We start from the raw sequence: 11,848 nt of genomic DNA, 5'->3' as shown, positions 1-11,848 counted from the left end.
CCTACACCCCTATCGATCCCCTAGTGGCCGCTGAACACGCTGGCGGGTAGGGGCGGACGGGCCGAGGGGTACGGGTCCCCGCGCGGAAACCCCTACCCCTCGCCTCGCCTCAGGCCGGCGGCGCCTGCACGGAGAGCGCGTGCCGGAACACGTTGCGCGGATCCCAACGCGCCTTGACCGCCTGCAGCCGCGGGTAGGCGTCCTTGTAGTACAGCTCGGACCACGGCACCCCGGAGCTGTTCCACTCGTCGTCCGCGAGGTCGACGTCCGGGTAGTTGACGTACGCGCCGTCGGCGGCACCGCCGGGTACCGGTACGCCGCCGGTGGCCGCGTACACGTCCCGGTACAGCTCGCGGATCCACCGCACGTGGATCGGGTCCTCCGCGGAGTCCTCCCAGGTCGTGACGTACACGATCTTGAGGATGGAGTCCCGCTGTGCCACCGCGGTCCGGTCCGCAGAGACGGCGTTGACCTTGCCTCCGTAGGCGATGAGCGCGACGACCCCGGCCGGGTTGTCGTAGTCGGCGCTGGTCAGACGCGTGTACAGGGTGCTGATCTGCTGGCCGTCGAAGCTCCGGCGCGCGTACGCCGCCTTGATCTTGGCCCGTCCGGTCATGTCGCCGTCCCCGGCGATCCCGGGCCAGCGGGTCGAGTGCAGCCAGGGCAGACGCCGGGTGTCGCTGTGCGACTGCACGCCCACACCCTCGGAGACGGCGGCGAGGTACGTCTGCAGCCGCTTCTCCGCGTCCGGGCCGGTAGCGTCGAGCTGTGTGGTCATCGCGAGGGCACCGGACTGGCTGCGGGTCAGGGCCAGCACGCTGTAGAGGTCGCACCAGGGGGAGTCGGGGCCGCTGTTCTCCTCGAACCACCTGCCGTGGTTCCGGACGAGCCGCGCGAAGGCCGCCTCGTCCAGTCCCTCCCACGGCCACACGGTGGTGTTGAGGAGCACCTCGGCCGGCGGCCGCGGCAGCACCCGGCGGGGATCCGGCGGTACGTCGGCCTCGGTGGTCCGCAGCCAGTACCTGACGACCACGCCGAAGTTCCCGCCACCGCCCCCAGTGTGGGCCCACCACAGATCATGGTTCGGATCGTCCGGCTCGCGCGTCGCGATCACCGTCCGCGCGTCGCCCGACGCGTCGACCACGACGACCTCGACCGCGTGCAGGTAGTCGACGATCGAGCCGTGCATCCGGGACAGCGGGCCGTAGCCCCCGCCGAGGACGTGCCCGCCCGCCCCCACATCGGGGCACGCCCCGCCGGGCAGTGTCACGCCCCACACCCGGAACAGCGTCTTGTAGACCGCGCCCAGCGTGGCACCGGCCTCGACGACGAACGCGCCGCGCTCTTCGTCGAACCCGACCGCCGACAGCGGCGACATGTCCATCACCACACGGACATCGGGATGGGCCACGAAGTCCTCGTAACAGTGACCTCCACTGCGCACGGCGACCCGCTTTCCCGATCGGACGGCATGCGAAAGGACCTGCTCGATCTCAGTGGCGGATCCCACCAGATGTATCTCTTCCGGATCGCCGACGAAGCGGAGGTTCTCGCCCCGGCGTAAGTCCTCGTACCTGATATCGCCGGGGGCCACGAAATCGATGTGCTTCATGCGGTTCTCCTGCCTTCGACACGGAAGTGAAGCTGTACTGTTGCCGTCGGATCCTAATTCACCTGTCACGCAAAGGTTTTGGAGCGCTCCGAAAAGGAGGGACGGGATGGTCGCGGACCTGATCGCCGGTCTGGTGCCGGCGGGGGTGCGTACAGCGGAGGTGTTCGGTGACGTGGCGGACGTCTCACTGTTCCCGGAGGAAGAGACTGCGATCGCAAGTGCGGTGGACGCGCGGAGGCGGGAGTTCGCCACGGGACGCCACTGCGCCCGTGCGGCGCTGTCAGCGCTGGGCCGACCGGCTGTTCCCCTGCCGCCGGACGAGCACGGTGTGCCGTCGTGGCCTGACGGAGTGTTGGGATCCCTGACCCACTGCGATGGCTATCGCGGTGCCGCGGTGGCCAGCCGTGAGGATGTCATGTCGCTCGGCATCGATGCCGAGCCACACCGCCCGCTTCCACAAGGGGTGTTGGAGGCAGTGACGATCGCCCCGGAGCGTCCCGCGCTGGCTGTGCTGGCGGACTCGTACCCTTCGGTGCACTGGGACCGTCTGCTGTTCAGCGCCAAGGAGTCGGTCTTCAAGAGCTGGTTCTCCATGACGGGGGACCGCCTCGGCTTCGACGACGCCGAGGTGGAGTTCGAAGCCGAGATACCGTTCTTCCGCGCCTGGGTCCTGCGCCAGCGGCCCGGCTGGGCCGGCAAGGCGCCCACGGCGGTCGGCGGCCGCTGGCTGGTGTGCCGTGGTCTCGTACTGACGGCGGTCTCGCTGTAGCCGGAGGACCTGGGGACGCATCAGCCTCGATGTGCGTCCATGGGCTCAGCCGGTCGGCAGGGTGGGAGGAGGTGGAGTGTCCCGGACGCGGCGCTTGCCGAGGCCTGATGGCGTGCTGGGAGAGTCAGCAATGGGCCAGTGTGAGTCCTGAAACACCCTGGGACAGCTGACCGCAGATGCGAATCGTTGTAGCGCTCCGGAGGCCGCCCTTGACCTGCAGGAAGCAGGCAGGGAGCAGCCCCACCAGCCTCGATCCCTACCTGGAGTACCTGGGCAGCGATGGGAGGAAGGCGAGCACACCACGACCGTTCTGCACCAAGAGATCGTCGCCAAGGGTTACCAGCGGGTCAAGATGGCAAGGCCGGGAATTCTCGGTCGGCGCGACGGCGCGTGACGAACCGGCTGGCATGTCCATCGCTTCCACGGCGCTTCCAGGGGCAGCAGCCCGTCCATGGTCCGAGAGACCGTCTCAGTGGGCCTGATCAAGAGAGGGCAAGGGTGCCTACGTGTGAATCCACACCGTGCGCCTGCCCACCTCCACGACCTCCGCCCACAGTGCCGGGTCGCGCGTCAGGGGGATACGGGCGCCCCGGTGAGCCGGGTTCGCTGCGAAGTGACGAGGGTAGCCGCTGTGACCGGCGATCCCCGCGATGTACGCGAAGAGGTCCTCGGCGGTCACCGTCCCGCCATGCGTCTTGGTGAGTAGTTGCAGCAGACCGGGCGTCACGTTGGGTTCTGACTGGGGGGTGGCGGTAGAGGGGAGCGACGCGGCCGCCCTCGGTGCCTTTGAAGTGGCGGACGTCGGGCAGGAGGGCAGTGAAGCTCACCGCCGGGCCCGGACGGACCGACTCGGTGTGCAGTTCGGCGAGGTAGATCTGACGTCGATCGTCGTGAGCGAACCGCAGAGCCGGTCGTGGAAAGTCGATCACTCTCCGGTCCGCGATGGCGTACTGCCGGTCGAAGGTCACCCGGCCGTAGGGGCTGTCGTGACAGATGAGAGGGTCGGACGGGTGAGCGAGACACCACCGAAAACGCTGCAATACCGCTGTGACGGGCCAGAAGACGCCCCTGTTCTGATCCTGGGTCCGTCACTGGGTACCACATGGCACATGTGGGACCGGCAGATAACCGATCTCGCCCGCCGGTGGCAGGTGTTCCGGTTCGATCTGCCCGGCCACGGCGGCGCCCCCGCCCACCCCGCGGCCTCCGTCGCCGAGCTCGCCGACCGGCTGCTCGCGACCCTCGACGGGCTGGGCATCCAGTACTTCGGCTACGCGGGCTGTTCCATCGGCGGCGCGATCGGGGTGGAGCTGGCGCTGCGCCACCCGCACCGGGTGGCCTCCCTCGCGCTGGTGGCGGCCTCGCCGCGGTTCGGGACCGCCGACGAGTTCCGCCAGCGCGGTGTGATCGTGCGGACCAACGGCCTGGACCCGATGGCCCGCAGCGCTCCCGAGCGCTGGTTCACGCACGGCTTCGCCGCCGCCCAGCCCGCGATCGTCGAGTGGGCGGTCCAGATGGTCCGTACCACCGACCCCGGCTGCTACATCGCCGCCTGCGAGGCGCTCGCGGCCTTCGACGTACGCGGCGAACTCGGCCACGTCGGCGTCCCGACCCTCGTCCTGGTCGGCTCCGAGGACCAGGTCACCGGGCCCGCCGAGGCCCGCACCCTGGTCGCCGGCATACCGGACGCCCGGCTCGCGCTCGTGCCCGGCGCATCGCACCTCGCCCCCGTCGAGCAGCCGGGCGCGGTCACCGACCTTCTCGTACACCACTTCTCCACCGCCTGGCAGACCGCTTCCGATTCACCGACGGGGCTCACGGCGATCCCGGCCGCGCCGATCGCGCCCGCCCTCTCCGCCGCGGTCGCCCCCGACGGGGAGATCGCCCCCGCCTCGCCCGCGCAGCCCGAGGCGGTGCAGCCGGGACGCCCGGATCCGTACGTGGCCGGGATGAAGGTGCGCCGCGAGGTACTGGGCGACGCGCATGTCGACCGGGCGACGGCCGCGGCAGACGACTTCACCGGCGACTTCCAGGAGCTGATCACCCGCTACGCCTGGGGCGAGGTCTGGACCCGCGAGGGCCTCGACAGGCGCACTCGCAGCGTGGTGACGCTGACCGCGCTGGTCGCGGGCGGGCACCTGGAGGAGCTCGCCTTCCACACCCGTGCGGCCCTGCGCAACGGCCTCACCCCCGCCGAGATCAAGGAAGTCCTCATTCACGCGGCGGTGTACTGCGGTGTCCCGGCGGCGAACTCCGCCTTCCGCGTTGCCCACGCGGTCATTCAGGAGGAGACCAACCCCGAGGGGTAGCAGGATGGGGCCATGAGGCTCACGAAGAAGACGCACGCCTGCATCCGGCTGGAGAAGGACGGGCAGACGCTGGTCATCGATCCCGGCACCTTCAGTGAACAGGACGCCGCCATCGGCGCGGACGTCATCCTTGTCACCCACGAGCATCCCGACCACTTCAACGAGGACCGGCTGCGGGCCGCGATGGAGGCGAACCCGGGCGCCGGGATCTGGACCCTGCGGAGCGTCGCCGAGAAGATCTCGGCGGCCTTCCCGGGACGGGTCCACACCGTCGGCCACGGCGACACCTTCACCGCGGCCGGGTTCGACGTGCAGGTGCACGGAGAGCTGCATGCCGTGATTCACCCGGACATCCCCCGGATCACCAACGTCGGTTATCTGGTGGACGGTTCGGTCTTCCATCCGGGCGACGCCCTCACCGTCCCCGACCGTCCGGTCGAGACGCTGATGCTCCCGGTGCAGGCCCCCTGGAGCAAGATCTCCGAGGTCATCGACTATGTGCGCGAGGTGAAGCCGCGGCGCGCCATCGACGTCCACGACGCCCTGCTCACCGATCTCGCCCGGCCGATCTACGACCGGCAGATCGGCGAGCTCGGCGGCACGGACCACGGCAGGCTCACTCCGGGCGAGGCGACCGACCTGTGACAGCCGCAGGGCCGGCTGTCAGACCGCCCGGCTAGGCTCTTCGCATGCGCATCGCCACGTGGAACGTCAACTCGATCACCGCCCGACTGCCGCGGCTGCTGGCCTGGCTGGAGAACAGCGGCACGGACGTCCTGTGCCTGCAGGAGACCAAGACCACCGAGGCGCAGTTCCCCTCCGACGAGCTGCGCGAGCTCGGTTACGAGTCCGCGGTCCACGCCACGGGCCGGTGGAACGGCGTGGCGGTGGTGTCCCGGGTCGGCCTCGACGACGTGGTCAAGGGCCTGCCCGGCGGGCCCGAGTACGAGGGTGTGCAGGAGCCCCGGGCGGTCGCCGCGACCTGCGGCCCGGTCCGTGTCATGTCGGTGTACGTGCCCAACGGCCGCGAGCCCGGGCACGCGCACTACGCATACAAGCTGCAGTGGTTCGAGGCCCTGAAGGCGGCGGTCGCGTCCGACACCGCGGCGACCCGCCCCTTCGCGGTCCTCGGAGATTTCAACGTCGCCCCGACCGACGACGACGTCTGGGACCGTGAGTTCTTCGAGGGGCAGACGCATGTCACCCCGCCCGAGCGGGCGGCGCTCACCGCGCTCCAGGAGGCGGGCTTGACCGACCTCGTGCCGCGCCCCCTCAAGTACGACCACCCGTTCACGTACTGGGACTACCGCCAGCTGTGCTTCCCCAAGAACCGCGGCATGCGTATCGACCTGGTCTACGGCAATGATCCATTCGCCACGGCGGTCAAGGACAGTTACGTCGACCGTGAGGAGCGCAAGGGCAAGGGCGCGTCGGATCATGCGCCGGTCGTTGTCGATCTGGACATCTGACGTTTGCTGACGCGCGCCCTGTGGTGCGCCCGGCGGCAGGGGTGCGAGGCTGAGTGGTATGGAAATCCCTTTCTTGGACAATTGGCTCAAGCGGCACGACGCCGAGCAGGTGACCGTCGAGCCTGCCGCTGAGTACGACCCGGAGCGCGCGGCGGCCATCGCCGAGTTGCTCTCGGAGTGTGAGCTGCTGCGTGTCCGAGCAGGGCAGGCCGGGCTCGAACTGGACGACAGCCCCGCTTCGTTGGCCGCGCTCGACCAGCTTCCGCCGCGCTGGCGCGACGACCCGGAGGAGCTGCCCTGGCTGGGCAATGACGCGGGTCTCTACCTCGGCACCGTGATCGTCCGCTCGGTCCCCGGAGCGGCCTGGCACGTCTGGCCGGGCGGTCATCCCGTGGTGCAGCTCGCCTCCGGCAGGGAGATCAGCGTGGTGGAGGCGGGCCTCGACTGGGCTGTCAACGGAGCGCCTCAGCTGTCCCAGGTGTACGCGGAGGCCGCAGAGGCTTGAGCTGCACAGACGTCGTTAATACGGCTTATGCCCTATTTACGCGTGTCGGGTGTGAAGTCCCTTGTCCGCCTGGATAGTTTGCGCTGACCTCGACACAGCCGAGAGTGGGTAGGGCAGCGTATGATCGTCGATCCTTTGATCGGACTGCGTGATGCGAACACGCACGACGAACAGGTGCACGTGCCGCAGGACTGACGGGGGTGCAGGACCCATGACACGACATCTCTTCCACCCGCGCCGCGGCACTCTCGCCCGCGCCGCGCGGAAACCTTGCCATCGCCAGCCGCTACGACCACCGGATCTCGACTACGATGTGCCCTTCATCCTCGTGGTGATGGCGATCTCCCCGCGTACACAGGCCGCGTATCCGGCCCCGGCCGGACCAGGGACGCTGCTGCCGGGTGGGGGTGCCCCCACGGCCCCCAGGCCGTAGGGGGAGCAGCAGCTCAGGGCCATTCCCGCCCGGCGGCAGCCGGTGATCACTTCTCGCGCAGCGGGACCGACAGGTATGACGGGTCGGCTGCGGACGAGGAGAAGGTCAGCTGCGCGCCGGACGGGTTGTGCTCGATGTAGAGCGGGTCGACAGTGTCGACGACCAGGGCGAGACGGTGGCCCGCCGGGACGTCGTAGGCGGTGGAGAAGAGCTCCAGGTCGACGGCGAACGGCTTCCCGGGTGTCGTGCCGTGGAAGGTGTACGGGGCATTGCTGACCAGCTTGCCGAGGCCGAGCGGGCCCACGTCGTAGAGGTATGCGACGAGGGTGCCGCTCTCCTTGGTGCTTGTGACCGTGGTGTGCAGCTTGGCGGTGCCGCGGATCTGCTGCCCGGAGCCGTAGCGCCCGGTCTGCCAGACGGCTGCGAAGGCACGCGGCAGCAGCGGGATCGAGGCCATCGGGGGCAGCTTGGCGAACTGGTCCAGGATGCTCGACAGGAAGATGACTCCTCCGTTGGCGCCCGAGTCGATATTGGCGAAGATCCGCTTGGACCCGCCGAGGTCGATCTTCCGCTCGGTGGCGGCCACCGACTTCCAGTCGGGGTAGCTCACGTATCCGCCGGTGGAACGGGACATGATGCGGACCGGCTGCTCGCGGTCGACGCCGTTGTCGACACCCTTGAGGTAGTGGTCGAGCCAGCGATGGGCGCTGGTCCACGTGTCGTTGGGCAGGCCGAGCAGGCCGCCGGCCTCCGCCGTCGCATGGTCGCCGGGGCGGAACTCCAGGCGCTTGGGGCCTCTGAGCTTCTCGTAGAAGTCGGCGTACTGGTTGGGCGGGAAGACGGAGTCGCCCCAGGCGTTGCCGAGCATGATCGCAGCGCCGTTGGCGTTGATCTGGTCCAGATAGGTGGCGACGGAGCGCTTCTTCCCCCAGTCGAGCATCTCCTGCTCCTTGGCGAGGTTGGAGGAGAAGAAGTCCTTCGCGATGCCCTGGAACTCCTCGCTCGGCCGGCCAGTGAGATAGCCCGTCCCGGTGAGCAGCGCCGTGGCCTGGACATGCTGGGTGCGGCCGCTGTAGATGGAGTTGGTGAGATCGGCCCAGCCGCTGAGGGCGGTGACGGCCTTGATGCGCTTGTCGTGGGCGGCGGCAAGGAGGCTGATGCCCGCGCCGTACGAGACTCCGGCGATGCCGATCCTGCCCGGGTCGGCGGGGGTGTTCGCGAGGGCCCAGTCGATCACTCTGGAGGCGTCCGCGATGTCGGGCGGCCCGGCCACCTCGATCGTACCGCCGGACTGCCAGAACCCGCGGACGTTGTAACTCACCACGACATAGCCCGAGTCGGCGAGCTGCTTGGCCTGCGCAAGGTATTCGATCTGGGGCAGCGCCCAGCTCGTGGGCAGCACGACCACGGGGTACTTGTGCCTGCCGTCGGAGCCTGCGGGCGTGACGACATTGGCCTTGAGCACGGTGCCGCCGTCGCCGGTGATGTCGACGAACCGTACGTCCGCGGTGGATTGCGCCTGGTCGCCGGTCGTCGTGGCGGCGGGAGCGACCCCGGCGGCCGGTCCGGCGAGAAGCGCGACGGAGACCGTACCGATCGCGGCCGTACGCAGGGCCTTGCGCGACTGTCCCACGGGTCACTCCTCACTCGTGTCACTACAAAGTGACCCGACGGTAACCTTGAGGCCTTACTTGGGGTAACTCCTCGGTAAGTTACGCGACGGTAACGATTATTGGACGTGGTGTCAGTTGGCACGTGGACCCCTGGTGTTCTTGTCGGCTGAGCGGCACGATCGCGCCGTGGACGCGACGACGGATCGGACGACCCTCCAACTGCGGCTGCGACGGCGGGTGGAGTGGGTGCCCGTCGCCGCGCTCGTACTGCTCGTCGTGTGGGGCATCGCCGTCGCGGCAATCGTCGAAGGACCGAACGGCACCGCGGGCGGGATCGCGCTGTCGGTCGTCGGCGTGCCCCTCGCCCTTGTCGCGGTCAGCTGCGCCGGGCATCTGGTGCGGCCGCTCGGGGTGAGCGCCGACGCGCACGGGCTGACCGTACGGCTGCCCCTGTGGCCCGCCAGAACCGTCCCCTGGTCAGCGGTCCGGGCAGCCGACGCCTCCTCCGGCTACGTATTCGTCGACTGCGACGCTCCCGTCGGGAAGCTGCCGCGCACCTGCCGACTGCGGGCCGCGTACCGCAGGATCGGCCCCGAGCTGGGGCGTCTGGGCGGCGACGGGCTCTGTTTCGAGACGCAGGTCTTCGACGTCGATCCGGCCGAACTGCTGGACGCCATCAGGCAGTACGCGCCGCCAGGGATCACGATCACGGATGAAACCCCGCGGTAGGCGGGCGTCCGCGTACGACAATGGAGAAATGACGAGGCCCGAAGAGCACGAGCCCTCTTGGAGCACGGCCGATCCGGACCCGGTGGCCGATCCGGACCCGGTGGCCGGTCCGGACCCCGCGGGGGATCCGACCGTGCCCGATGTCTTCGACCCCCGGATCTACGCCGCCGGTCTGCCGCACGCCGCGTTCCGCGAGCTCCGAGAGCGCCACCCCGTCGCCTGGCAGCAGGAGTACGAAGTCCTCGGCTGGCCCCGGGGCCCCGGCTTCTGGGCCGTCACCCGCCACGCCGACGTGGTGAGAGTCCTCAAAGACTCCGGAACCTTCTCCTCCCACCTCGGCGCCACCCAGATCCGCGACCCCGACCCGGCCGACCTGCCCTTCATCCGGCGCATGATGCTCAACCAGGACCCTTCCCCTCGCTTCGCGGGGGAGACCCCATCGGACCACGGGCGTCTGCGACGGCTGGTCAGCCGGGCCTTCACGCCCGGACGTATCGACCGCTTCGGCGCGGCCGCGCGAAACCGAGCCCGCCAACTGCTCACCGCGGCACGGGACATCGGACACGCCTTCGACCTGGTCAGCGCCGTCACCGACGACTACGCCCTGCTCAACCTCTCCGATCTGCTGGGCGTCCCCGAGAGCGACCGCGGACTGCTGCTGAAGTGGACCGAGCGCGTCATCGCCTACCAGGACCCCGACGAGCCGCCGGTACTCGGACCCGACGGGCGCCCGGTCAACCCCCGCTCACCGGCGATGCTCCAGGAGATGTTCGGCTACGCCCAGGAACTCGCCGCGTACAAACGGCAGAACCCCGCCGACGATGTCATGACCTCGCTCGCGCAGTCGGAACTGTCCGACGCGGAACTGGAGATGTTCTTCTTCCTGCTGACGGTCGCGGGCAACGACACCGTACGCAGCGCCGCCCCCGGTGGTTTTCTGACGCTGGCCGAGCACCCCGGCGAACAGCGCAGGCTGCGGGAGGGCGACGTGGACCTGGACCGTGCGGTCGACGAACTGCTGCGCCGCCACCCGCCGGTCCTCAGCTTCCGCCGGACTGCGACATGTGACACCACGCTCGCCGGGCAGTGCATCCGCCGTGGCGACAAGGTGGTCGTCTTTCATGCCTCGGCCAACTACGACGAGCGGGTCTTCGACCAGCCGTACGGGCTCGACCTCGGCCGCTCCCCGAATCCGCATGTCTCCTTCGGCGACGGCCCGCACGTCTGTCTCGGCGCCCACTTCGCCCGGCTTCAGCTGACGGTTCTGTACGAGGAGGCGATGGATCTGTTGCCGCCGCTGGTGACGGCGGGTCCGCCGCGGCGGCTCGTGTCCAACTTCATCAACGGCGTGAAGTCGCTGCCGCTGACCACCGACTAGAAACCGCGTTCCGGATCTTCGAGAAGAGTCCGGCCGGCAGACGAACCACGTTGTGTCCTCGTGCCGGCCGGGGCTCCCGGTCGGCGAAGCTGCGATCCATGAGGGCGGCACGTCAAGAGGCTGGGCGGCGGCCGGTCGCAGCGTCGACTGATGAGACCTGCGCCACGTGGACGGGCCAGGCCGGCGTTTCCCGGACAGAGGGCCTAGCTTGCGGCGCGATGTGCGCTGCGCGCGGCTGGTGCGGGAGCCTGCGCCGCGCGGGTCACATCGGCGACCAGCTCGACCACATCGGGGCCGTACGCCTGGGAGTTGACGACCTTCAGCAGCAGACAGAAGGAGTTGCCGCCGTGCTTGCGGGCGAGCTTGTCGTGGTGGCGCGCCAGGTAGCGGGTTGCCGCCTGGTTGGTGATGGCGCGCTGGCCGCAGAAGAGAAAGACGGGCCGTGCGTCCTGACCCGCGGTGAGCCGCGCGAGCAGGACGTACTCGGCGACACCGGGCTCCATGCGGTAACGCTCGGAGCCGATCTGGAACGCGCCCTGGTCGGGGCCGGGCTCCGGATCCGCGTTGATCTTCACTCCGGGGAGCAGCGAGTGCAGATGCGCTGCCATCCGCCGGTTCGAGACCGGACCGCCGACACAGAATTCCGTGCGCTCGCCGAAGCCCTGCTGGGCTATGTCGTGCCAGACGATCTGCGCGTTCGCCCCGCAGTCCTTGATCAGCGCGGAGAGTTCAAGCAGTGCGAAGACGTCGAAGCGGTGCACGGAACCGTCACGGCCGGCCTCGCGATTGACGACGAGCAGCGACTCGGAGTTCACGGGCAGCCCGAAGAAGTCCTGCTTGCGCCGGAGTCTGCGCCGCCACAGATAGGTGCGGGCGAGCCAGCCCAGCGTTGCGCTGATACCGGCGGCCAGCACGCCGAGCACGATGTTGCGTAGGTCATCAGTCATGGGCGCGCATGTTAGCGGTGTTTGCGGACCACTGTTCGAGGCGGTCCTGACGGGGCATTGGCGGTGAAGTTACAGTGCGCGGAC

Annotated in this window: 10 protein-coding genes and 1 pseudogene; 7 read left to right on the top strand and 4 right to left on the bottom strand. The window is 69.3% G+C overall.

Annotated features, from left to right (window positions below; genetic code table 11):
* Positions 1 to 109: 109 nt before the first annotated feature.
* Positions 110 to 1,612: an FAD-binding oxidoreductase gene (locus FBY35_RS06965; protein ID WP_142212945.1), complete on the bottom strand. Its 1,503-nt coding sequence runs from the start codon at positions 1,610 to 1,612 to the stop codon at positions 110 to 112.
* 106 nt (positions 1,613 to 1,718) lie between these two features.
* Between FBY35_RS06965 and FBY35_RS06960 the strand changes: the two genes are divergently transcribed.
* Positions 1,719 to 2,381, top strand: a complete 663-nt coding sequence (locus FBY35_RS06960; RefSeq protein WP_142212944.1) for a 4'-phosphopantetheinyl transferase — start codon at positions 1,719 to 1,721, stop codon at positions 2,379 to 2,381.
* Positions 2,382 to 2,883: 502 nt separating this feature from the next.
* On the opposite strand, the pseudogene FBY35_RS36055 reads toward FBY35_RS06960, so the two are convergent.
* Positions 2,884 to 3,310 (bottom strand): annotated as a pseudogene (locus FBY35_RS36055) (type ISP restriction/modification enzyme).
* 81 nt (positions 3,311 to 3,391) lie between these two features.
* Here FBY35_RS36055 and pcaC point away from each other — a divergent pair.
* The 4 genes from pcaC to FBY35_RS06930 are packed head-to-tail and all read left to right on the top strand — an operon-like array spanning position 3,392 to position 6,664.
* Positions 3,392 to 4,690, top strand: a complete 1,299-nt coding sequence (gene pcaC / locus FBY35_RS06945) for a 4-carboxymuconolactone decarboxylase (protein WP_142212942.1) — start codon at positions 3,392 to 3,394, stop codon at positions 4,688 to 4,690.
* Between the two features lie 12 nt (positions 4,691 to 4,702).
* Positions 4,703 to 5,335 (top strand): MBL fold metallo-hydrolase, encoded by a 633-nt coding sequence (locus FBY35_RS06940; RefSeq protein WP_142212941.1) that lies wholly within the window; start codon positions 4,703 to 4,705, stop codon positions 5,333 to 5,335.
* A 44-nt stretch (positions 5,336 to 5,379) separates the two neighbouring features.
* Complete coding sequence (locus tag FBY35_RS06935; protein ID WP_142212940.1) at positions 5,380 to 6,159, top strand: exodeoxyribonuclease III; 780 nt, start codon at positions 5,380 to 5,382, stop codon at positions 6,157 to 6,159.
* A 58-nt stretch (positions 6,160 to 6,217) separates the two neighbouring features.
* Positions 6,218 to 6,664 (top strand): DUF6278 family protein, encoded by a 447-nt coding sequence (locus tag FBY35_RS06930; protein WP_142212939.1) that lies wholly within the window; start codon positions 6,218 to 6,220, stop codon positions 6,662 to 6,664.
* Positions 6,665 to 7,143: 479 nt separating this feature from the next.
* On the opposite strand, the gene FBY35_RS06925 is transcribed toward FBY35_RS06930, so the two are convergent.
* On the bottom strand, positions 7,144 to 8,730 hold the full coding sequence (locus FBY35_RS06925; RefSeq protein ID WP_142212938.1) for a CocE/NonD family hydrolase: 1,587 nt from the start codon (positions 8,728 to 8,730) through the stop codon (positions 7,144 to 7,146).
* 166 nt (positions 8,731 to 8,896) lie between these two features.
* On the opposite strand from FBY35_RS06925, the gene FBY35_RS06920 reads away from it, so the two are divergent.
* Entirely contained in the window at positions 8,897 to 9,439 is a 543-nt protein-coding gene (locus FBY35_RS06920; protein ID WP_142212937.1) for a hypothetical protein, read from the top strand.
* Positions 9,440 to 9,467: 28 nt separating this feature from the next.
* Positions 9,468 to 10,817 (top strand): cytochrome P450, encoded by a 1,350-nt coding sequence (locus FBY35_RS06915; RefSeq protein WP_142212936.1) that lies wholly within the window; start codon positions 9,468 to 9,470, stop codon positions 10,815 to 10,817.
* A gap of 203 nt (positions 10,818 to 11,020) precedes the next feature.
* On the opposite strand, the gene FBY35_RS06910 is transcribed toward FBY35_RS06915, so the two are convergent.
* Entirely contained in the window at positions 11,021 to 11,764 is a 744-nt protein-coding gene (locus FBY35_RS06910) for a hypothetical protein (protein WP_142212935.1), read from the bottom strand.
* Positions 11,765 to 11,848 lie beyond the last annotated feature (84 nt).

Origin of the sequence: Streptomyces sp. SLBN-118 (assembly GCF_006715635.1) — a bacterium.
Lineage (GTDB): Bacteria > Actinomycetota > Actinomycetes > Streptomycetales > Streptomycetaceae > Streptomyces.
Note: the sequence above shows the minus strand (reverse complement) of the source record. Positions and strands in the feature narration are given on the sequence as shown.